We start from the raw sequence: 21,315 nt of genomic DNA, 5'->3' as shown, positions 1-21,315 counted from the left end.
GCCCGGGGCCTCCCCGCCCGTATGGGAGGGAGGCCCCGGGTGTTGCGGCTTGTGGGGTTTGGTCGGGCGTGGTCGGAGCCACTTCGGGACCGAACCAACGCCAACAACACCGACGACACCACCTACGCTGACAACGTTTCTAACTTGGCCGAAAATCGACGGTCAGGCCGCTGGCCCCCAGTGCATGGGCGTCTTCACCGATTTCAAGCGTATACATCCCGCCAAATCATTGACCGCCCGTCACCTCTCGTAACTCAACACGGATATGCTCCCCGACTGTCGTCATATGATCATTCCCGTTCCGATGTTTGAGGGTGCTGATGGTTCGACAGGAAACGTCGACCGGAAGTCCGCGGAGCGCGGCCCCCCTTGTGTGGCTCGTGCCCGTCGTCATCACCGCTGTTCCCGCGGCGATCGCCGCAGTTCAGGTCCCCGAGTCGACTCGCGCCGCCGTGATCTGGATCGGCGTCACCGCTGTCGTGGCGATCGCCGTCGCCTGCTACGAGGCAGCCCGCCGAGGTTACGAGGCGAGACAGCTCGAAGCCGCGCTGAAAGTGCACGAGGCGGAGCTTTCCCGCCAGCGCGCGGAGACGGCGCGGCTCGCCGGTGATCTGCTGCCGGGGGTCGTACGGCGGCTGCGCGGCGGTGAGTTCCCCGAGGATGTGATCGCGTCACTCGACGCGCCCACCGAACACCAGGCCGTCCTCAGCTCCGTTCTCGAAGCCGTCGTCGCGGAGGAGGACCTCCGCGAGTCCGCACAGCGCGCCTTCGTGAACATCGCCCGCCGTGTGCAGGCCATCGTCCACCAGCAGGCGCAGGAGCTGCGCGAGATGGAGGACCGGCACGGCAAGAACCCCGAGGTCTTCGGCGACCTCCTGCGGATCGACCACGGCACCGCGCTGATCGGCCGGCTCGCCGACTCCATCGCCGTCCTCGGCGGCGCGCGGCCCGGCCGCCAGTGGACCAAGGCCGTCCCGCTCTACAGCGTGCTGCGCGGCGCGATGTCGCGGATCATCGACTACCAGCGCGTCGAACTGCACTCGGTCTCCGAGGTCGCGGTCGTCGGCCCGGCCGTCGAGCCGCTGATCCACGCGCTCGCCGAACTGCTCGACAACGCCACCCGCTACTCACCGCCGCAGACCAGAGTCCATCTCACGGCCGTCGATGTGAACTCGGGCATCGCCGTCGAGATCGAGGACGGCGGGGTCAGCATGAGCGAGGAGGCCCGCCGGCGGGCCGAGCGCATGCTCCAGCAGGCCCAGGAGGGCATCGATGTCAACGACCTGGGCGAGACGCCCCGCCTCGGCCTCGCCGTGGTCGGCCGGCTCGCGCAGGTGTACGGCTTCCAGGTGTCCCTGCGTTCGTCGGCGTACGGCGGAGTGCGCGCCGTCATCGTCGTACCGAAGGAACTGATCACCACGGTCGCATCGGCGACCGGTGTCGCGCACGGCATCGGCGCGTCCTCGGGTCCCCGCACGGGCGGTGCGTCCACCGAGGAACGGCAGTCCCGGCAGATCACCGGCCCGACGATGGCGGACTTCATGACGACGGACGACGAATTGCCGATCGTCACCGAACGGACGGCGACCGGACTGCCGCAGCGACGCCGCAAGGCCCCCGCCGCCGCGACTCCGCCCACGACCATCGAGCCCGAGCCGAAGACCAAGGCAGCGCCCTCGGTGCAGCCCGGCATGTGGCTCACGGCGTTCCAGAACGGCGTCTCCGGTGAGGCCACCCAGACGAACAAGGGGAGTACGCAGCCATGATTCAGCAGCAGTCCAACCAGACCAACATGGACTGGATGCTCAAGGACTTGGCGGCAGGTGTCCCGCAGACCAGACATGTGGTCGTCCTGTCGGCGGACGGATTGCGCATGGCGCAGTACGGCGCGGACAACGACACCGCCGACCGGCTGGCCGCGGCCTGCGCCGGACTCCAGAGCCTGGCGGGCGCGGTCGCCGCCGAACTCCCGGGCAGTGACGGCCGGATGCATCTGGTCGTCATCGAGATGAGCGGCGGCTTCTTCTATCTGATGGCCGCGGGCTCGGGCGCGTTCCTCGCCGTACTCGCCGACGAGGGTGTGGACGCCGGGCTGATGGGCCAGCGGATGCGTGATCTCGTGCTGCGGATCGGAGAGCACCTGAGCACACCGCCGCGACAGGACAGGCAGACCGCGTGAGCAATGCGGGGGACTGGGAGGAGAGCAGTCCCGAGCGGCTGTATGTCATCACGGGTGGACGCAGCGGGGCGTCCGTGCCGGCCACACTCGACCTGGTCACCCTGATCATCGCCAAGTCCGGCCCCCGGCACGGGATGCAGCCGGAGCACGCGGCGATCATCAGGCTGTGCCAGGCGCCTCTCTCGGTGGCCGAGATCTCCGCGTATATGAGCCTTCCGGTGAGTGTCGTCACCGTCCTGCTCAGCGATCTGCTGATCGACAACCAGGTGATGGCGCGCGCACCGGTCCAGCCAGCCCTACTCCCCGACCGCGCTTTGATTGAGGCAGTGATCGATGGACTTCAGAGACTCTGAGCAGGCCGCGGGACAGGTCATGGGACAGTCCGTGGGGCAGGCGGTGGGCCACACCCTGGGGCCGCGCCGGGAGGACGTACTGCCGGAGACGGCCACCGCCGCCGTCAAGGTGGTCATCGTGGGCGGCTTCGGAGTGGGCAAGACGACCCTGGTCGGCTCCGTGAGCGAGATCAGACCGCTGACCACCGAGGAGACGATGACGCAGGCCGGGGTCGGCGTCGACGACACCCAGGGGGTGGAGCGCAAGACGGCGACGACCGTCGCCATGGACTTCGGCCGGATCAGCATCAACGACGAGCTGGTGCTGTATCTGTTCGGCACCCCGGGCCAGCAGCGCTTCTGGTTTCTGTGGCGCGGTCTGTTCGAGGGTGCCCTCGGCGCGGTCGTCCTGGTCGACACCCGGCGGCTTGAGGTCAGCTTCGACGTCATCGGGCGGCTGGAGGAGCGCCGGGTGCCGTTCGTCGTGGCCGTCAACACCTTCCCGCAGGCACCCGAGTACCCCATCGAGGACATCCGGGGCGCGCTCGACCTGCCGGCGTCGGTGCCGATCGTGGACTGTGACGCCCGGCTGCGCGGCTCCAGCCGGGATGTGCTGATGGCGCTGATGCGGTACCTGCAGTCCCTGGCGGTGACGACGGAGACGACTCCGGCGTAGCCGCCGGTCCGCACCGGACGGCGCCGCATGTGCCGTGTGTGGCTCGTGTGCCGTGTGAGGCTCATGTGCTGCGTGACTAGCGGTGTGACACCGGGACCTCGGCCGCCCTCGGCCGGGTCCCGGTGGGCGGCCCGGGGAGGGGCGTCCGGCGGCGTGGCAGCTGCCCCACCACGGTCGCGCCGAACGCCAGTGCCATACCCAGCAGTTGTACGGAGGTGAGCGCCTCCCCCAGCGCCGCCCAGCCGATGACGGCCGCCGTCATCGGGGACAGCGGGCCGAGCAGAGTCGCCGATGTGGCGGTCAGCCGCTCGATGCCCCGGAACCAGAGCCAGTACGCGACGGCCGTGTTGACGATCGCGAGATAGACGTATCCGGCGATGTTCGTACCGTCGAGCGCGGGTGGCCCACCCTCGACGAGCAGAGCCACCGGGGCGATGAGCAGTCCGCCCGCCGTGAGCTGCCAGCCGGTCATCACCAGCGGTCCGACACCTTCGGGGCGGCCCCAGCGCTTGGTGAGGACGACTCCGGCGGACATGGAGGCGGCGGAGAGCAGTCCGGCCAGTACGCCGACGAGATCGAACGCGGCCCCCGCCTTGAGGACCACCAGGCTGACGCCGAAGGCCGCCGCGATCGCGGAGAGCAGGGTGCGGGTGGTGGGACGTTCACTCAGCAGCAGTGCCGCGAGTCCGGCGACGAACAGCGGTCCGACCGAGCCGACGACGGCCGCGACCCCACCGGGCAGCCGGTAGGCGGCGAGGAAGAGCAGGGGGAAGAACGCCCCGATATTGAGCGCGCCGAGCGCGGCGGCCTTCCCCCACCAGGAGCCGTGCGGTCGTACCCGGGTGAAGGCGATGATCAGCAGCCCTGCGGGCAGGGCGCGCACCAGGCCGGTGAACAGGGGGCGGTCGGGTGGCAGGAACTCGGTGGCGACCACATAGGTGGAGCCCCAGGAGATGGGGGCGAGCGCGGTCAGGGCGACGGCGGCGGCGCGGTTCACGGTGGTCCTCCGGAAACAGGCGGGTGGAGCAGGAAAGCGAAACTAGCTTACCTCTAAGCTACTTAACTTCAACCCACTTAGTCTCAACCCACTTGCTTGCGTACAACCAAGTCGCGGCCGATACTTGCTCCCATGAGCGCCACAGCCACTCCCGCCACCCCGGACCCCACATCGACCGCCCCACGGTCCGGCCACCGCTCCGCGCCCGGACCCACACCCGGACCCGCGTCCGGACCCGCACCCGCACCCGCGCAGGACGCGGTCGACTCGATCACCGACCAGTGGGCGGTGGTGCGCCCCGACCTGGACACCGTCCCGATGGCGGTCTACGGCCGGATCTACCGGATCGCGCGCGCCATGGCCGATCTGACCGAGAAGGAGTATCAGCGCTTCGGCATCACACGCGGGGAATTCGACGTCCTGGCGACGCTACGGCGCTCGGGGGAGCCCTACACGCTCCCACCGCGCCAGTTGTCGGCGACGCTGATGCTGACGACCGGCGGGATGACCGGGCGGCTCGACAGCCTGGAGAAGGCGGGTCTGCTCACCCGCAACCCCGACCCGCACGACCGCCGGGGTCTGCGCGTCACCCTCACCGAACGGGGTCTGGAGCTGGCCGACCTGGCGGTGACCGCCGGGCTGGCCCGCCAGCACGAGTTTCTCGGCTCCGCGCTCGACGAGGAGCAGGCCGAGCAGTTGGGCGCTCTGCTGCGTCAGCTGCTCGCCGCCCACGGCTGAGACGGGGACGGCCGGGAGCCGGACGGCTGGGACCGGGACGGCCGGGAGCCGGACGGCTGGGACCGGGACGGCCGGGAGCCGGACGGCTGGGACCGGGACGGCCGGGAGCCGGACGCGGCAGAACTCAGGTCATGACAAGGGCGCCCCGGAGGTGTGTACACCCGCGGGGCGCCCGGAGTCGGTCGGACCGGACCCGGCGGCCGGTCAGCTCTGCGGCTTCCTGGACTTGTCGAGGACCATCACCAGGCCCGCGATCACCCCGAAGATCAGCGCCGGGGTCAAGACGAAGAGGCCGAGCGTCTCGGCCACGCTCAGACCGGTGCCCGGGTCGTCACCGTCGTCGGGCGTCAGCGCGAGCGCGGGCGACGACAGGAGCAGCATCATCAGCGTCGTACCGGCCGTGACGGTGCCGGCGCGCAAAGCGTTCTTCTTGTCCACGGCCCCAACGTAGCGAACGGCCGATCCGGGCGCGCGCCCGGGGTGCCGTACGGGGAACGCCGCCGCCCGCCCGGCCCGTGCCGTACAGGGAGCGCGGGCGCCTGCTCAGGGTCTTTGGCGCCGGCGTCTGAACACCCCCATCAGGGCGTGCAGCCGGGGTGAGGCGGCGAGCTGCTCCAGGGTGAGGGGATGGCCTTCGGCGTCCGCGATCGGCAGGCGCCAGTTCGGGTACTGGTCCCAGGTGCCGGGCAGATTCTGGGGGCGGCGGTCGCCCACGGCGTCCGGCAGCCAGACGCCGGTCAGCAGGGCCGGGGTGCGGAGCAGAAAGCGGTGAACGGCGCGGACGCGGCCCTCCTCGTCGCCCGTCCCCTCCGGCAGCAGGCCGAGGCCCTTGAGCAGCCGCAGCCACTCCTCGACGTCCGCCCGCTCGCGGTTGCGCTCCTCGTCGGCGGGGCGGGTGAGGAGACCGAGGCGGTCGCGCAGCTCCACATGCTCACCGGCCAGCCGGGCCGCGGTGGGCGGCAGATCGTGGGTGGTGGCGGTCGCCATACAGCCCTCGCGCCAGGCCCCGGGCGGCAGCGGCCGGCCGCTGCCCGTCCAGTCGCGCTCGAACCAGAGCACGGAGGTGCCCAGCACGCCCCGGCGGGCCAGGCTCTCCCGTACCCCCGGTTCGACCGTGCCGAGGTCCTCCCCTATGACGACCGCGCCCGCCCGGTGGGCCTCCAGGACGAGGACGGCGAGCATCGCCTCGGCGTCATGGCTGACATAGGTTCCCTCGGTGGGCGGGCGGCCGGCGGGGACCCACCAGAGGCGGAACAGGCCCATCACATGGTCGATCCGCAGGGCGCCCGCGTGGGAGAACAGGGCGCGGAGCACGGACCGGTACGGCGCGTACCCGGACGCGGCGAGGGCGTCGGGGCGCCAGGGCGGCAGACCCCAGTCCTGGCCGTGCGCGTTGAAGGCGTCCGGGGGCGCGCCGACGGACATGCCGGAGGCGAAGGCCGCGCCCTGGGCCCAGGTGTCCGAGCCGCCCGGGTGCACCCCGACGGCCAGATCGTGGACGATGCCGACGCCCATGCCCGCCGCACGGGCCGCGCGCCCGGCGGCGGCGAGCTGGCGGTCGGTGAGCCAGGCCAGTCTGGAGTGGAAGTCGACCCGGTCCATCAGCGCGTGCCGGGCGCGGTCGGTGGCGCCCGAGCGGGGGTCCCTGAGCGCCTCGGGCCAGGAGCGCCAGTCGGGGCCGTGCACCTCGGCGAGGGCGCACCAGGTGGCGTGGTCGTCGAGGGCCTGCCCCTGGTCGGCGAGGAAGTCGCAGTAGTCGGCGCGGCGGCCGGGGCCCAGCGGCACCCGGTGCACCAGCTCCAGGGCCTGGCGCTTCAGTGCCCAGACGGCGTCCCGGTCGATCAGCGCGCCCTTGTCCAGCACGGAGTCCCGCAGCCGGGCGGCCTGCCCGCGCAGGGCTTCGAGCCGCTCGCGGTCCCCGCCGCCCGGATACGCGTACTCGGGGACGGACTCGACCCGCAGATGGACGGGGTCGGGGAAGCGGCGGGAGGACGGGCGGTAGGGCGAGGGGTCGCCGCCACCGCCGTCCGGGGGCGCGGGAACGGCCGCGTGCAGCGGGTTGACCTGGATGAATCCGGCTCCCAGCGATCGCCCCGCCCAGGTCGCCAGCTCACCGAGATCACCGAGGTCGCCCATGCCCCAGGAGCGGGTCGAGAGCAGCGAGTACAGCTGGACGAGGAAGCCGTACGACCGGTCCGGCGGCTGCGGGGCCCGGTCGGGGGCGACGATGAGCCAGGCGCTCCCCGTACGGCCGTCCGGGGAGCGGGCCCATAACCGGTGCACCCCAAAGGGCAGCCGGGACCGGTCGGCGCTCCCGGTGCCGCCCTTCAGGGCGGTGCCGTCCCCCGAGGTGAGGCCGCGCTCCGGGATGGCGCCGTCCTCCGGGGTTGTGCCGCGCTCCGGGATGGCGCTCTCGTCCAGGGTTGTGCCGTCCTCCAGGGTGATACGCACCGTCGTGCCCTCGGGGAGGCCGGGGAGACCGGCGAGGCCGGGAGCCGCCGCGCCCAGTGCCCCTCCCGCGCCTCGCGAAGGCCGCCCGTCCCGCCCCCACTGGACGACTGTCGGGGGCAGCAGCCGCTCATCGGCCGCGGCCCCGGCGCGGGCCAGGGCTTCCCGCACCGCCGCCGGACCCCGCGCGTCCACGCCGAGCGCGGCGAGGACCGCGACGACGGTCGACTCCGGGACGGGGACGCTCAGCCCGTCGGACGGAGCGTAGGAGGTGGCGACGCCGTGCAGCGCGGCGAGCCGGGCAAGGCCCATTCAGACTCCTGGGGACTCGGTGCCGTCGGCGGTGCGGGCGGCCGTCGGCTCGCTGGTCAGCGGGGTGTGGTCGGCGAACGGGGGCTCGCTGGTCAGGGGCGCGGTGCCGGGCAGGGGAGGTTCGCTGGTGAGGGGGCCGGAGCCGGGCAGCTCGCCGATGAGCGGGCCGGGGCCCGAGGGTTTAGCGGCCGACGGGCCCCGTTTACCGGCCGGGCGCCCGATCCTGGCTCCCGGCGATCGGGGCGCGGGTGCCTGGCCGTCCCCGGACACACGAGTGGACAGGGCGTCGAGCAGCAGATGAGCGGATGCGGTCATGACGGGCACTCCCAACGGACGGTACTGACGGTAAGCGTTCACCGGGGCCCCTACCCGGAGGGCGTGGCCGCAGTCGTACACGATCAGTCAACGTGTTCCGGGTCACATTCAGTTCCCGGCCGGAAGCCGTACGTGTCGGCCGTCCCGCCCGCCGCACCAGGCAAATGGCGCACAACGGCCACCCGCATTGACACCCTCCGTGCGGGGGTGGTGGGCTCGTGACCAAACAGAAACATGCGGGAGCGAGGGGAGACGGCTGTGCGGCTCGCGCGGGGAAGACACACGGCTACCGCGGTCGCCGTCGCGGTGATCGGGGGCCTCCTCAGCGGGGCGCAGAGCACGGTCGCCGCACCCACCGATCCGGGCTCCCCCACCGATCCGGGCTCCCCCGCCCATTCGGCCACCGACCCCGAGGACCAGGGCGCACCGCCCCCCGTATGGCCCCGCCCGCAGACGATCCGGGCCGCGGGCGCCACCGTACCGCTCGGTGACGAGGCCACCGTCGTCACGGATCCCGGGGCCGACCCGTACGCCGTCGAACTGGTGCGCCAACTGCTGCGCGACTCCGGCGTCCGCACCGTCTACACCACCCTGCCCGGACGCGGTCCCGCCCTGTACATCGGCGGACAGGGCGCGCAGGACGCGCTGCGCGCCCTGCGCGCGCCTCATCGCGCCGATCTGCCCTCGGGCGGCTACCGGATCGCGGCCGGCCGGCTCCGGGGCCGGGGCACGGTCGCCATCGACGGTGTCGGCGAGAGCGGTCTGTTCCACGGCGCCCAGACGCTGCGCCAGCTGATCACCGGTTCGCCCGCCACGGTCGCCGGAGTCATGGTGCGGGACTGGCCGGGCACGGCCGTCCGCGGTATCACGGAGGGCTTCTACGGCCGGCCGTGGAGCCACCAGGAGCGCCTCGCCCAGGTGGACTTCATGGGCCGCACCAAGCAGAACCGCTACCTCTACGCCCCCGGTGACGACCCCTTCCGCCAGGCCCGCTGGCGCGACCCCTACCCCGCGGCCCAGCGCGCCGAGTTCCGCGCGCTCGCCGACCGGGCGCGGCGCAACCATGTCACCCTCGCCTGGGCGGTCGCGCCCGCGCAGGAGATGTGTCTGGCCGACGACGGCGACATCAGGGCGCTGACGCGGAAGATCGACGCGATGTGGGCGCTGGGGGTGCGCGCCTTCCAGCTCCAGTTCCAGGACGTCAGCTACAGCGAGTGGCACTGCGGCAAGGACGCGGACACCTTCGGCTCCGGCCCCAGGGCGGCGGCGCGGGCACAGGCCCGGGTGGCGGACGCGGTGGCGCGGCATCTCGCGGCCCGCTATCCGAGCGCGGAGCCGCTGTCGCTGATGCCGACGGAGTTCTACCAGGACGGCGAGACGGAGTACCGGCGTGCCCTCGCCGATCAGCTGGACGGCCGGGTCCAGGTGGCGTGGACGGGGGTCGGCGTGGTGCCGCGTACGATCACCGGCCGGGAACTGGCGGGTGCGCGGAAGGCGTTCGAGCACCCGCTCGTCACCATGGACAACTACCCGGTCAACGACTATGCCCAGGACCGGCTCTTCCTCGGCCCCTACACGGGCCGCGAACCGGGGGTCGCGACCGGTTCCGTCGCGCTGCTGGCCAATGCCATGGAGCAGGCGTCGGCCTCCCGTATCCCGCTGTTCACCGCCGCAGACTTCGCCTGGAACCCTAAGGGCTACCGCCCCCAGGAGTCCTGGCAGGCCGCGATAACCGATCTCGCGGGCGGCGACCCGGGCGCCCGCCAGGCCCTGAGCGCGTTCGCGGGCAATCACGCCTCCTCGATTCTCAACCCCTCCGAGTCCGCCTATCTCACCCCTCTCATCGACGCGTTCTGGGCCACGCGCGCGGGCACCGACGCGGCGGCCCGGGACCGGGCCGCCACCGCGCTGCGGAACGCGTTCACGGTGCTGAGCCGGGCCCCCGAGCAGCTCAGGAAACCGGCCGGCGGGCGCCTTGACGACGACGTACGGCCGTGGCTGGAGCAGTTGGCGCGGCACGGCAGGGCGGGCGAACTGTCCGTCGACATGCTCCAGGCCCAGTCCCGGGGTGACGGCGCCGCCGCCTGGCGGGCCTCGCTCGGTCTGGAGGGGCTGCGCGAGGAACTGGCGGGGAGCAGGGCGACGGTCGGCAAGGGGGTGCTTGACCCGTTCCTCAAGCGCGCGGCCAAGGAGTCCGACCTCTGGACGGGCGCGGCCAGGGCCGCTGACACGGCGGGCGAGGACACGGTCCGGCTGGGGCGGGCCCGGCCCGTCAACGCGGTCACCGCCATGACAGGTCCCGACCCGGGCCCCGGCCGGCTGGAGGCCCATGTCCCCGGCGAGGGCTGGCGGCCCATCGCCGCCCTCTCGTCCGACGGCTGGACCCAGGCCCGGACCGGGGGACTGCGGTTGGACGCGATCCGTCTCGTCCCTGAGGGCGGCCGGCGCGTCGACGTACGCGCCCTGGTCCCGTGGTTCGCCGACGAGCCCGCGGCGGATCTCGCCCTCGTAAACAGGGAGACCGACGCGGAGATCGGCGGCCCGGCGCGGCAGGTGGGCGTCCGGCTGACCGCGAAGCGCCCCGAGGAGGTCCGCGGCGCCCTCACCGCGACCGCCCCGGCGGGGATCGAGGTGACCGTGCCCAAGCTGACGACGGTGCCGCGCGGGGCGGGTACGACGGTGCCGGTGAGCCTCTCCGTGCCCGCGGACACCCCTTCGGGGGAGTACCGGGTGACCCTGTCCTTCGCGGGCCAGGAGCAGACCCTCACCGTCCGCGCCTTTCCCCGCACCGGCGGCCCCGACCTCATCCGCGCCCCGGGCGCCACGGCCTCCTCGTCGGGCGACGAGACACCCGACTTCCCGGCCCCCGCCGCCATCGACGCCGACCCGAAGTCCCGCTGGTCCTCCCCCGCCGAGGACGGCGCCTGGTGGCAGGTCCGCCTCCCGGCCCCCGCCCGGGTGGGCCAGGTGGTGCTGCACTGGCAGGACGCCTACGCCTCGAAGTACCGCGTCCAGGTCTCGGCCGACGGCCGCACCTGGCGTACGGCCGCGACCGTGACCGAAGGCCGCGGCGGCCGGGAAGCGGTCCGCATGGACAGCCGCGACGTCCTCTTCATCCGCGTCCAGGGCGACGAGCGCGCGACCCGCTTCGGTTACTCCCTGTGGTCAGTCGAGGCCCACGCGATCGCGCAACCCTGAGGGCTGTCCCGATAGCCTCCGCCATCCGCCCGAGCCCCTACACCCACCGATACGACCCGGGTCACCCCGCACAACCCCCTTGAGCCTCGGCGAGTGAACCGAAGGGCCGCGCGGGTGTCGAAAGGGAGAACACGCGGAGGTCCCGAGGAACGAGGGATCGAGCATGATCGACCGTCGACAGACGCTTAGGCGGCCCGGAGGTGAACCGAGCCACAAAAAAAGCGATCGAGCACGATCGACCGTCGACACACGCTTAGGCGGCCCGGAGGAGAACCGAGCCACAAAACAAAATAAATCCGGGTCTCAGGCGGAGATGCCGTCGATCCGGGCCATTGCGTCCTCGGCGCCATACGGTTGGAGGTATGGCAGCCAGCGCGGATCCCGGTGCCCCGTGCCGATGATCCGCCAGGCGAGCCCGCTCGGGGGCGCGGGCTGATGGCGCAGTCTCCACCCCAGCTCGCGCAGGTGCCGGTCCGCCTTGACGTGGTTGCAGCGGCGGCAGGCTGCCACCACATTGTCCCAGGCGTGCAGCCCGCCGCGGCTGCGGGGGACGACATGGTCGACGCTGGTGGCGACGCCGCCGCAGTACATACAGCGCCCGCCGTCGCGGGCGAAGAGCGCTTTGCGGGTCAAGGGAACGGGCCCCCTGTAGGGGACCCGGACGAATCGCTTCAGCCGGACGACGCTGGGTGCGGCGATGACGCGGGTCGCGCTGTGCATGAAGGCGCCGGACTCCTCCAGACAGAGGGCCTTGTTCTCCAGGACGAGGACGAGCGCGCGGCGGAGCGGTACGACGCCGAGGGGCTCGTACGACGCGTTGAGGACGAGGACGTGCGGCACGGTGGATGCCTCCTTGTACGCCGGCGGCGCGTGGCTCGCGCCGGGACGATCTGCTCTCAAGTCTCTCCTCAGGCCAGGTCCGAGCGCCACCACGTAGCCGTAACGGGCTCGAAGTGTTTTCAACCACATCACCTACTGCAACGCCCAGCCCCCTCGATTCATCCCCAGGTGAGCCTTGTCTCTCCCCCGAACACGGCAACGGAACCGGATGGATACCCCGTTAGTGTGGTTTGCCAGCCGTACACCATGCCTGGAGGTCCTCCCTCGTGACCGCGCTCTCGCCGTCCGCCCTGTTCGCCGCCGCTGCCGCCGATCCGTCGGCCCCAGCGGACTCACCGGCGGGGACCGTCTCCTTCGACGAGGCGGCGAAGCAGGCGGGGGACGCGGCGGGCTGGGTGGAGGAGAACTGGTCCACCTGGCTGAACACCAGTCTCCGTATCGCGCTGATCCTGGTGGTCGCGCTGGTGCTGCGGATGCTGGTGCGGCGCGCGCTGACGAAGCTGATAGCGCGGATGAACCGTTCCGCCCAGGCGGTGGAGGGCACGGCGCTCGGCGGTCTGCTGGTCAACGCCGAGCGGCGGCGGCAGCGCTCGGAGGCCATCGGTTCGGTGCTCCGGTCCGTGGCGTCGTTCCTGATCCTCGGCACGGCCGGGCTGATGATCCTCGGGGCCTTCCAGATCGATCTGGCGCCCCTGCTGGCGTCGGCGGGTGTCGCGGGTGTCGCGATCGGTTTCGGCGCGCGCAACCTCGTCACGGACTTCCTCTCCGGCGTCTTCATGATCATGGAGGATCAGTACGGAGTCGGCGACTCGATCGACGCGGGCGTCGCATCGGGCGAGGTGATCGAGGTGGGGCTGCGGGTGACGAAGCTGCGCGGCGACGACGGCGAGATCTGGTACGTACGCAATGGGGAGATCAAGCGGATAGGCAACCTCAGCCAGGGCTGGGCGACCTCCACGGTCGATGTCACGGTGCGTCCGTCGGAGGATCTGGACCGGGTCCGGACGGTGATCGGCGAGGTCGCGGACGGGCTGGCGAAGGCGGAGCCGTGGAACGAGCAGTTGTGGGGTCCGGTGGAGACCCTGGGGCTCACCGAGGTGCTGCTGGACTCGATGACCGTACGGGTGGCGGCGAAGACGATGCCGGGGAAGGCGCTCGGGGTGGAGCGGGAGCTGCGCTGGCGCATCAAGCACGCGTTCGACGCGGCGGGCATCCGGATCGTGGGCGGCCTCCCGATGGCGGCGGAGGAGGGCCCGGCCCCGGACCCGTCCGCCTCGGTGGCGCCCCCTTCGGCACTGGCGAGCCCGGTCTCCCCGCAGTCGCTGGCGGCGTCCCCGATACCGCCTCCGGCCAATCTGACGAAGTAGCGGCCCTGTGGCGACGGGTGCCCGGCCGGGGCGCCCGTCGTTCGCGCACACGTTCTCGCGTCAGCGCACCCAGCTCTTGAGCGGCTCGGTGTCCAGGGTGATTCCGATGGGGTCGGGGAGGGTGACCTCCTTGCCGAACGGCACCGTCAGAACGTGTTCGTAGCGGACTCCGTCCGGCTGACTGTGCACCTTGACCTCGCACGAGTCCCGGTCGATCAGCAGATACACCGGAATGCCCGTCTCGGCATAGGCACGCGGCTTCTCCAGCCGGTCACGCCGATCCGTGTCGGTGTCATACGACGCGATCTCCAACGTCAGGAGCACCGGCTCGGGATCGGCCCACTCACCCGCGCCGACGAACGCCTCCGCGTCGGCCAGCGTGCCGTCCGGGCGCGCATGGCCCTTGCGGTAGCTCTCGATCCGCAGTCCCTGCCCGGTGGACAGCCACAGCTCCGGCCGGTGCTGCATACAGATCCTGCTGAGCCACTGGATGATGCGCTCATGATCACCGTCGGGCGCCGGCTTGACCCCCATTTTCCCGTGGATGAACTCCGCGCGGAGACCTTCGACCTCACGCGCCACGGCGCGGGCTGCGGCCTCGAACTCCTCCGGCAGCATCTGCGGCCGATCAGTGGTCACGGTCACAGCGCCTCCTCCTGCTCCTCGCGGGGACCTGCCTCCAGGGTCTCAGAATACGGAAGGACCGACTTCCCGCAGGGGCCTGTGGACAACGATTGACTGCCCGCCCCGCGCGGCCCATTGACGCCCGGCCGGGAGGCGGCCTACCTTCATCCCAACCGGTTAGGAAACTTTCCTAACAGTCATACCGGCGATACGAAGAAGGGCAGGTGCGTCCGAGTGACGGGAGCCACCCCCGGGCCCGCACCGGGCCAGGCACCCGAGCCCGCGCCCGGCACCACCCCCGGCACCCCGCGCGTGCTGCGCGCCATGAACGACCGGGCCGCGCTGGAGCTGCTGTTGGAGCACGGGCCTTCCTCGCGCACCAAGATAGGGAAGCTGACGGGCCTGTCCAAGCCCACCGCGAGCCAGTTGCTGGTACGGCTGGAAGCCGCCGGACTCGTCGTCGCCACCGGGACCACCGAGGGGCGGCCGGGCCCCAACGCCCAGCTGTACGCGATCAATCCGGGCGCGGCCTTCGCCGCGGGCCTCGATGTCACCCCGCTGCGCATCCGCGCCGCCGTCGCCGACATCACCGGGGCCACCGTCGGCGAGTTCGAGCTGCCGACCCCGGGGCGTCGCGCGGAGAGCGCCGTACGGCGGGTGACCACCGCGCTCGACGGGGCGGTACGGGCCGCCGGGCTCACCCTGGCCGATATCCATCGGCTGGTCATCGGCACCCCCGGCGCCTTCGACCCGTCCACCGGCCGGCTGCGCTACGCCTCGCATCTTCCGGGCTGGCACTCCCCCGCCCTGCTGGACGACATGGCCGCCGCACTGCCGATGCCGGTCGAGTACGAGAACGACGTCAATCTCGTCGCCGTCGCCGAGCAGCGCCTCGGGGTCGCACAGGGCCATGAGAACTTCATGCTCCTGTGGAACGAGGAGGGCCTCGGCGCGGCCCTGGTCATCGGCGGCCGGCTGCACCGGGGCTTCACCGGGGGCGCCGGGGAGGTCGGCTTTCTGCCGGTCCCCGGCACTCCCCTGGTGCGGCGGGTCACCAAGGCCAACAGCGGCGGCTTCCAGGAGCTGGCCGGTGCCCAGGCGCTCCCCGGGCTGGCGCGGGAGATGGGGGTGGCGGAGATCGGCCACGGTCACTACACCGAGGTGGCGAGCGCCCTGGTGGCCCGGGCAGCCGACTCCTCATCGGGGCCGTATCAGCGGTTCCTCGGTGCGTACGCGACCAGCCTCGCCACCGGTCTGGCGTCCATGGTCGCGGTGCTCGACCCGGAGCTGGTCGTCCTGTCCGGCGAGGTGATCGCGGCGGGCGGGGAACCGCTGCGCACCCGGGTCCAGGCGGAACTGACCGAACTCGCCGCGTCCCGCCCCCGGCTCGTCCTCGGCTCCGTACGGGATCACCCGGTCCTGCGCGGTGCGCTGGAGAGCGCCCTGGCCACCACCCGGGACGAGGTCTTCGACACCACATCCCACTAAGCGATCCCCACCGAAGCACAAGGCACAAGGCACAAGGCGCAAGGCACGAGGCACAAGGCACGAGGCACAAGGCACAAGGCACAAGTACAGACAGGCACCAGCTCACCCCCTACCCCGTCAGGGAGGCACCGCCATGTCCATACGGTCCACACAGTTCAGAAGGTCCGCCGCCGCGATCGCCGCCACCACCGCGATCGCCCTCTTCGCCGCCGCCTGTACGGGGTCGAGTGGGTCCGAGGCGGAGGACGACCCCGAGGCCCCCACCACCCTCACGCTCTGGCACGGCTGGTCGGCCGCCAGCGAAGTCAAGGCGATGCAGGACAATGTCAAGCGCTTCGAGGCCGCGCACAAGAACATCAAGGTCAAGGTCGTCGGCAATATGACCGACGACAAGATCAACCAGGCACTGCGCGCGGGCGGTTCCAAGGCTCCGGACGTCGTCTCGTCCTTCAGCACCACCACCGTCGGGCAGTTCTGCGCCACCGGCGCGTTCACCGATCTCAAGCCGTTCCTGAAGAAGTCGAACATCGAGCCGGAGAAGGTCTTCCACAAGCCGCTGCTCGACTACACGCAGTTCGACGGCAATCAGTGCTCCCTGCCGCTGCTGAGCGACGCGTACGGCCTCTACTACAACAAGGACGCGTTCAAGGCGGCCGGGATAACCGCCCCGCCCAGGACCTGGAGCGAGTTCACCAAGGTCGCGCAGAAGCTGACCAAGGCCAAGGGCTCCGGCTATGAGCGTCTCGGCTTCATGCCGAACTACCATGGCTACGAGACCAGTTTCTCGCACTACATGTCGCAGTGGTCGCCGACCTACTTCGACACCGAGGGCAAGTCCAATGTCGTCAAGGACCCCGCCTTCACCAAGATGATGTCCTATCAGAAGGGCTTGGTGGAGAAGCTGGGCGGCTACGCCAAGCTGGAGAAGTACCGCAATACCTTCGGTGACGAGTGGGGTGCCAAGCATCCCTTCCACACCGGCCAGGTCGCCATGCAGCTCGACGGCGAGTGGCGGCTCGGGATGGCCAAGGACGCGGGTGTGAAGTTCGGGATCGGCACCGCCCCGCTGCCCGTGGAGGACGACAGGATCGCCGACTACGGCAAGGGATATCTGTCCGGCACGATCATCGGCATCGCTTCCACCAGCAAGAAGAAGAACGCCGCCTGGGAGCTGGTGAAGTACATGACCACGGACACGGCGGCCGTGGTGGCCTTCTCCAACGGCATCCGCAATGTGCCGTCGACGATCGAGGCGCTGAAGTCGCCCGATCTGAAGCACGACCCCGAGTTCAAGACCTTCATCGACATCGCCCAGCACCCGAAGTCGAACACCAGCCCCGCCAATGTCGACGGCGGCTCCTACCACCTCACCCTCCAGGATCTGGCCTATCAGCACGAGGCCGGCAAGGTGAAGGATCTGAAGGCCGGTCTGGAGAAGGCGGCCAAGCAGATCGACACCGACATCGCCAAAGTGAAGTAGCCTCGGCGAATCGCGCGGTCATGACCACCTACACCCTGCGTTCGAAGCGCCGCCGGTCGGCGCTTCGGACCGCGGCGTTCCTGTCGCCCTGGCTGATCGGCTTCAGCGTCTTCTTCGCGTATCCGCTGATCTCGACCGTGTACTTCTCGTTCATGAAGTACGACGGATTCCGTCCCCCCGTCTTCAACGGCCTGGACAACTGGTCGTATGTCTTCAACGACTACCCGCTGTTCTGGCCCGCCCTGCGCAACACTCTGTGGCTGGTGCTGGTGATGGTCACCTGCCGGGTCGCCTTCGGTCTCGGTATCGGCCTGCTCATCACCAAGATCAAAACGGGTACCGGGGTCTTCCGCACCCTGTTCTATCTGCCCTATCTCGCACCGCCGGTCGCGGCGACGCTGGCCTTCGTCTTTCTGCTCAATCCCGGTACAGGGCCGGTCAATTCCCTGCTGGATTCGATCGGACTGCCCACACCGGGCTGGTTCACCGACCCCACCTGGTCCAAACCCGCGCTCACCGCACTGGCGCTGTGGGGTATCGGCGATCTGATGGTGATCTTCATGGCGGCGCTGCTCGACGTACCGAAGGAACAGTACGAGGCGGCCGAACTGGACGGCGCATCGGGCTGGCAGCGATTCCGCTATGTCACGCTGCCGAACATCTCTCCCATTGTGGTGTTCGCCGTGGTCACCGGAGTGATCCAGACCATGCAGTACTACACCCAGCCCCTGGTCGCCGGAAAGGTCGCCTCCGGCATCATCGGCGGCAGCGGACAGCAGTTCGAGCCCGGATATCCGGAGAAGTCCACGCTGACCCTGCCGCAGATCGTCTACAACGCCGGATTCCAGCGATTCGACTACGGGGCCGCCGCAGTCATCGCACTGGTGCTGTTCGCGCTCGCCATGCTCTTCACCGCGTTTCTGATGCGCCGGCGCGGTGGCCTCATTCAAGTGGGTGACTGACCCGATGGCCCAGACAATCGACAAGCGGGCACCGGCCGCGCCACGCCGGTCCACCACACCCGCCGCCCGTACCGCCCGCCGCAAGGCGCTGCTGCACTGGATAGCGGTGCATTCACTGGGCGTGGCCGCCGCGCTGTTCTTCGTCCTCCCCTTCGTCTTTGTCGTACTGACCTCCCTGATGGGCGGTCAGCAGACACTCACCCGCGATCTGATCCCGACGTCCTGGGAGTGGAGCAACTACCGCCGGGTGTTCGACACCCCGGGCTTTCTGACCTGGTGGAAGAACACCCTCCTCTACGCCGGTCTGGGGACCGTCCTCACGGTCGTCTCCTCCGTGCCGGTCGCCTACGCACTCGCCAAGTTCCGCTTCCGCGGCAGGCGGCTCGCGATGATGCTGGTCATCTCGATGATGATGCTGCCGCCGCAGGTGGTCGTCGTCCCGATGTATCTCTTCTGGGCGAAGCAGCTCGATCTGACCGGCACCCTCTGGCCGCTGATCATCCCCATGGCGTTCGGCGACGCGTTCGCGATATTCCTGCTGCGGCAGTTTCTGCTCACCATCCCCAATGAATATCTGGACTCGGCGAAAGTGGACGGCTGCGGTGAACTGCGCACCCTGATCAGGGTCGTCCTGCCGATGGCCAAGCCGGGTATCGCGGCCGTGGCGCTGTTCCAGTTCTTCTACGCCTGGAACGACTACTTCGGACCGCAGATCTACGCCTCCGAGAACCCGGCCGCCTGGACGCTCAGTTACGGTTTGGAGTCGTTCAAGGGTGCACACCACACCGACTGGAATCTGACCATGGCCGCGACCGTTCTGGTCATGGCCCCCGTGATCCTCGTGTTCTTCTTCGCCCAGAAGGCGTTCGTCGAGGGAGTCACACTGACCGGAGTGAAGGGTTAGACAATCTATGAAGCTCGCAGTCGTGGGTGGCGGGTCCACCTACACCCCTGAGCTGATCGACGGCTTCGCCAGGCTGAGGGACACCCTCCCGATCAGCGAGCTGGTGCTCATCGACCCGGCCGCCGACCGGCTCGAACTGATCGGCGCCCTGGCCCGGCGGATCTTCGCCCGCCAGGGCCACAGCGGGACCATCGTCACCACGTCCGATGTGGACGCGGGCGTCGCGGACGCCGACGCCGTACTGCTCCAGCTGCGCGTCGGCGGCCAGGCGGCCCGGCTGAACGACGAGACCTGGCCGCTGGAGTGCGGCTGCGTCGGCCAGGAGACGACGGGCGCGGGCGGGCTGGCCAAGGCGCTGCGCACCGTACCGGTCGTCCTCGACATCGCCGAGCGGGTGCGGCGGACCAGCCCGGACGCCTGGATCATCGACTTCACCAACCCGGTCGGCATCGTCACCAGGGCGCTCCTCCAGGCGGGGCACAAGGCCGTCGGACTGTGCAATGTCGCCATCGGCTTCCAGCGCAAGTTCGCCCGGCTCCTCGATGCCGCCCCCGCCGACATCCATCTCGACCATGTGGGTCTCAACCATCTGACCTGGGAGACGGGCGTCCGGATCGGCGGCCCTGAGGGCGCGGACGTACTGCCGAAACTGCTGGCCGAACACGGGGACGCGATCGCCGCCGAGCTGCGCCTGCCGCGCCCGTTGCTGGACCGGCTCGGCGTGGTCCCCTCGTACTATCTGCGCTACTTCTACGCCCACGACGAGGTCGTACGGGAACTGGCGACCAAGCCGTCCCGGGCCGCCGAGGTCGCGGAGATGGAGAAGCGGCTGCTGGAGCTGTACGCGGACCCTGAACTGGACACCAAGCCGGAGCTGCTGGCGAAGCGGGGCGGGGCGTTCTACTCGGAGGCGGCCGTGGATCTCGCGGCGGCGCTGCTGAGCGGGGGCGGCAGCTCCCACCAGGTCGTGAACACCCGTAACAACGGCACCCTGCCCTTCCTGCCCGACGACGCCGTGATCGAGGTCCAGGCCGCCGTGGGAGCCCGGGGTGCCGCGCCGCTGCCCGTACCTGCGGTCGACCGCCTGTACGCCGGGCTGATCGCCGATGTCACCGCGTACGAGGACCTGGCACTGGACGCGGCCCTGAGGGGTGGCCGGAACCGGGTGTTCCGGGCGCTGCTCTCGCATCCGCTGATCGGTCAGTACGAGTACGCCGATGGCCTCACCGACCGGCTGATCGCGCACAACCGGGAGCACCTCGCGTGGGCGTGACCGCTTCAGTCCTCGCCATCGACGCGGGCAACAGCAAGACCGACGTGGCCGTCGTCGGCTCCGACGGATCGGTACTCGCGTCCGCGCGGGGGCAGGGCTTCCAGCCGCCGAAGACCGGGATCGACCGCGCGCTCGACCTGCTCGCCGTCGCGGTGGAACGGGCGCTGGCCGATGCGCGGGCCCGGAGCGTCGCCGCCGACGGCGGGGTGGAGCATGTGTCGGCGTGTCTGGCCAACTGCGATCTCCCGGTGGAGGAACGCGAGCTGACCGCCGCGCTGCACGCGCGGGGCTGGAGCCGTACGACCGAGGTGCGCAACGACACCTTCGCCATCCTGCGGGCCGGTCTGGACGAGCCACGGGGCGTGGCGGTGGTGTGCGGCGCGGGCATCAACTGCGTGGGCATGCGGCCGGACGGCCGGATCGCCCGCTTCCCGGCGATCGGCAAGATCTCCGGGGACTGGGGCGGCGGCCTGGGGCTCGCGGAGGAGTCCCTGTGGCACGCGGCCCGTGCCGAGGACGGGCGCGGCGAGCCGACGGCCCTGGCGCGTACGCTCCCGGCGCACTTCGGGCTCGACTCGATGTACGCCCTGATCGAGGCGCTGCACCGGGGCCATGTCCCGTACGCGCGTACGCATGAGCTGACCCCGGTCCTCTTCGCCACCAGCTCCGGCGGCGACCCGGTCGCCCGCTCGCTGGTCCACCGGCTGGCGAATGAGGTGGTCTCGATGTCCACGGTGGCGCTGGACCGGCTCGAACTGCTCGACGAGGAGGTGCCGGTGGTGCTGGGCGGAAGCGTCCTGGCGGCCCGGCACCCGGAGTTGGATGCCCATATCGCTGCAATGTTCGCGGAAAGGGCACCAAAGGCCCGGATCGAGGTGGTGACGGCACCACCGGTCCTGGGGGCGGCACTGCTGGGGTTCGACCACACGGGGGCATCGGCACAGGCCCGCGCGAAGCTGCGGGCGCAGTACCCGTAGCGGGGGCGGGGCGGCTGGTCCAGGCGGCCGGTCCTTGTGGCGGGGGCGGGGCGGCTGGTCCTTGTGGCCGGTCCGCGACGGTCCGTGGATGCGGTCCGCGCGGCTACGGGTGGCCGAGCGGCTGGTCCGCGCCGGTACCGGTGGCCGCGCCTGCCGGGGCGGCGTGGGCGGCCGGGGGGCGCTGGGGCGCGGGCCCACCGGCTCC

General features: G+C 70.8%; 19 protein-coding genes. 13 read left to right on the top strand and 6 right to left on the bottom strand.

Translation table 11 applies throughout. The annotated features are described in order from the left end of the window. Positions 1-320: 320 nt before the first annotated feature. From ACWF94_RS09185 to ACWF94_RS09170, 4 genes are read left to right on the top strand one after another with little or no spacing between them, the layout of a single operon-like run. Complete coding sequence (locus ACWF94_RS09185) at positions 321-1,766, top strand: sensor histidine kinase (protein WP_453486206.1); 1,446 nt, start codon at positions 321-323, stop codon at positions 1,764-1,766. Further along, the gene (locus tag ACWF94_RS09180; RefSeq protein WP_453486204.1) at positions 1,763-2,179 is read left to right on the top strand and encodes a roadblock/LC7 domain-containing protein; all 417 of its coding nucleotides are present in this window, start codon (positions 1,763-1,765) and stop codon (positions 2,177-2,179) included. The genes ACWF94_RS09185 and ACWF94_RS09180 overlap by 4 nt, the downstream gene beginning before the upstream one ends. Then, positions 2,176-2,532: a DUF742 domain-containing protein gene (locus ACWF94_RS09175; RefSeq protein ID WP_453486203.1), complete on the top strand. Its 357-nt coding sequence runs from the start codon at positions 2,176-2,178 to the stop codon at positions 2,530-2,532. The genes ACWF94_RS09180 and ACWF94_RS09175 overlap by 4 nt, the downstream gene beginning before the upstream one ends. 19 nt (positions 2,533-2,551) lie before the next feature. Further along, complete coding sequence (locus ACWF94_RS09170; RefSeq protein ID WP_453486201.1) at positions 2,552-3,187, top strand: GTP-binding protein; 636 nt, start codon at positions 2,552-2,554, stop codon at positions 3,185-3,187. 76 nt (positions 3,188-3,263) lie between these two features. Here the strand turns inward: ACWF94_RS09170 and ACWF94_RS09165 are convergent, their stop codons facing one another. Then, positions 3,264-4,184 carry an EamA family transporter gene (locus ACWF94_RS09165; protein ID WP_453486199.1) on the bottom strand — a complete coding sequence of 307 codons (921 nt, stop codon included), beginning with the start codon at positions 4,182-4,184 and terminating at the stop codon, positions 3,264-3,266. A 132-nt stretch (positions 4,185-4,316) separates the two neighbouring features. Here ACWF94_RS09165 and ACWF94_RS09160 point away from each other — a divergent pair, with 132 nt between their 5' ends. After that, the gene (locus ACWF94_RS09160; protein ID WP_453486197.1) at positions 4,317-4,922 is read left to right on the top strand and encodes a MarR family winged helix-turn-helix transcriptional regulator; all 606 of its coding nucleotides are present in this window, start codon (positions 4,317-4,319) and stop codon (positions 4,920-4,922) included. Between the two features lie 204 nt (positions 4,923-5,126). Here the strand turns inward: ACWF94_RS09160 and ACWF94_RS09155 are convergent, their stop codons facing one another. From ACWF94_RS09155 to ACWF94_RS09145, 3 genes are all read right to left on the bottom strand, one after another. Next, complete coding sequence (locus ACWF94_RS09155; RefSeq protein ID WP_453486196.1) at positions 5,127-5,360, bottom strand: hypothetical protein; 234 nt, start codon at positions 5,358-5,360, stop codon at positions 5,127-5,129. Positions 5,361-5,465: 105 nt separating this feature from the next. After that, positions 5,466-7,682: a 4-alpha-glucanotransferase gene (gene malQ / locus ACWF94_RS09150; protein WP_453486194.1), complete on the bottom strand. Its 2,217-nt coding sequence runs from the start codon at positions 7,680-7,682 to the stop codon at positions 5,466-5,468. Continuing rightward, positions 7,683-7,997, bottom strand: coding sequence for a hypothetical protein (locus ACWF94_RS09145; RefSeq protein WP_453486192.1), 315 nt, complete (start codon positions 7,995-7,997; stop codon positions 7,683-7,685). A gap of 258 nt (positions 7,998-8,255) precedes the next feature. On the opposite strand from ACWF94_RS09145, the gene ACWF94_RS09140 reads away from it, so the two are divergent. Beyond that, entirely contained in the window at positions 8,256-11,195 is a 2,940-nt protein-coding gene (locus tag ACWF94_RS09140) for a beta-N-acetylglucosaminidase domain-containing protein (protein WP_453486190.1), read from the top strand. A 303-nt stretch (positions 11,196-11,498) separates the two neighbouring features. Here ACWF94_RS09140 and ACWF94_RS09135 read toward each other — a convergent pair whose 3' ends face one another. Continuing rightward, on the bottom strand, positions 11,499-12,035 hold the full coding sequence (locus ACWF94_RS09135; RefSeq protein ID WP_453486209.1) for an HNH endonuclease: 537 nt from the start codon (positions 12,033-12,035) through the stop codon (positions 11,499-11,501). Between the two features lie 266 nt (positions 12,036-12,301). Between ACWF94_RS09135 and ACWF94_RS09130 the strand changes: the two genes are divergently transcribed. After that, complete coding sequence (locus ACWF94_RS09130) at positions 12,302-13,402, top strand: mechanosensitive ion channel family protein (protein ID WP_453486189.1); 1,101 nt, start codon at positions 12,302-12,304, stop codon at positions 13,400-13,402. 60 nt (positions 13,403-13,462) lie between these two features. Here the strand turns inward: ACWF94_RS09130 and ACWF94_RS09125 are convergent, their stop codons facing one another. Next, positions 13,463-14,047, bottom strand: a complete 585-nt coding sequence (locus tag ACWF94_RS09125; RefSeq protein WP_453486188.1) for a Uma2 family endonuclease — start codon at positions 14,045-14,047, stop codon at positions 13,463-13,465. A gap of 303 nt (positions 14,048-14,350) precedes the next feature. Between ACWF94_RS09125 and ACWF94_RS09120 the strand changes: the two genes are divergently transcribed. The 6 genes from ACWF94_RS09120 (at position 14,351) to ACWF94_RS09095 (ending at position 21,110) form a co-directional block, all read left to right on the top strand. Further along, complete coding sequence (locus ACWF94_RS09120) at positions 14,351-15,514, top strand: ROK family transcriptional regulator (RefSeq protein WP_453486208.1); 1,164 nt, start codon at positions 14,351-14,353, stop codon at positions 15,512-15,514. A gap of 133 nt (positions 15,515-15,647) precedes the next feature. Then, complete coding sequence (locus tag ACWF94_RS09115) at positions 15,648-16,994, top strand: ABC transporter substrate-binding protein (protein ID WP_453486186.1); 1,347 nt, start codon at positions 15,648-15,650, stop codon at positions 16,992-16,994. A 20-nt stretch (positions 16,995-17,014) separates the two neighbouring features. Next, positions 17,015-17,956 carry a carbohydrate ABC transporter permease gene (locus tag ACWF94_RS09110; RefSeq protein WP_453486184.1) on the top strand — a complete coding sequence of 314 codons (942 nt, stop codon included), beginning with the start codon at positions 17,015-17,017 and terminating at the stop codon, positions 17,954-17,956. A 4-nt stretch (positions 17,957-17,960) separates the two neighbouring features. Further along, positions 17,961-18,860 carry a carbohydrate ABC transporter permease gene (locus ACWF94_RS09105; protein ID WP_453486183.1) on the top strand — a complete coding sequence of 300 codons (900 nt, stop codon included), beginning with the start codon at positions 17,961-17,963 and terminating at the stop codon, positions 18,858-18,860. A gap of 7 nt (positions 18,861-18,867) precedes the next feature. After that, on the top strand, positions 18,868-20,133 hold the full coding sequence (locus tag ACWF94_RS09100) for a 6-phospho-beta-glucosidase (protein WP_453486181.1): 1,266 nt from the start codon (positions 18,868-18,870) through the stop codon (positions 20,131-20,133). After that, on the top strand, positions 20,124-21,110 hold the full coding sequence (locus tag ACWF94_RS09095) for an N-acetylglucosamine kinase (protein ID WP_453486179.1): 987 nt from the start codon (positions 20,124-20,126) through the stop codon (positions 21,108-21,110). The genes ACWF94_RS09100 and ACWF94_RS09095 overlap by 10 nt, the downstream gene beginning before the upstream one ends. Positions 21,111-21,315: the final 205 nt, after the last annotated feature.

This window comes from Streptomyces sp. NPDC055078, from assembly GCF_053607985.1.
This window is presented reverse-complemented; position numbering and strand designations above follow the sequence as displayed.

What these genes read in the sequence shown, in the direction of transcription:
- ACWF94_RS09185 (WP_453486206.1), top strand. Translation starts at nt 321, where the DNA reads ATGGTTCGACAGGAAACGTCGACCGGAAGTCCGCGGAGCGCGGCCCCC.
- ACWF94_RS09180 (WP_453486204.1), top strand. Translation starts at nt 1,763, where the DNA reads ATGATTCAGCAGCAGTCCAACCAGACCAACATGGACTGGATGCTCAAG.
- ACWF94_RS09170 (WP_453486201.1), top strand. Translation starts at nt 2,552, where the DNA reads ATGGGACAGTCCGTGGGGCAGGCGGTGGGCCACACCCTGGGGCCGCGC.
- ACWF94_RS09160 (WP_453486197.1), top strand. Translation starts at nt 4,317, where the DNA reads ATGAGCGCCACAGCCACTCCCGCCACCCCGGACCCCACATCGACCGCC.
- malQ (WP_453486194.1), bottom strand. Translation starts at nt 7,682, where the DNA reads ATGGGCCTTGCCCGGCTCGCCGCGCTGCACGGCGTCGCCACCTCCTAC.
- ACWF94_RS09145 (WP_453486192.1), bottom strand. Translation starts at nt 7,997, where the DNA reads ATGACCGCATCCGCTCATCTGCTGCTCGACGCCCTGTCCACTCGTGTG.
- ACWF94_RS09120 (WP_453486208.1), top strand. Translation starts at nt 14,351, where the DNA reads ATGAACGACCGGGCCGCGCTGGAGCTGCTGTTGGAGCACGGGCCTTCC.
- ACWF94_RS09115 (WP_453486186.1), top strand. Translation starts at nt 15,648, where the DNA reads ATGTCCATACGGTCCACACAGTTCAGAAGGTCCGCCGCCGCGATCGCC.
- ACWF94_RS09110 (WP_453486184.1), top strand. Translation starts at nt 17,015, where the DNA reads ATGACCACCTACACCCTGCGTTCGAAGCGCCGCCGGTCGGCGCTTCGG.
- ACWF94_RS09105 (WP_453486183.1), top strand. Translation starts at nt 17,961, where the DNA reads ATGGCCCAGACAATCGACAAGCGGGCACCGGCCGCGCCACGCCGGTCC.
- ACWF94_RS09100 (WP_453486181.1), top strand. Translation starts at nt 18,868, where the DNA reads ATGAAGCTCGCAGTCGTGGGTGGCGGGTCCACCTACACCCCTGAGCTG.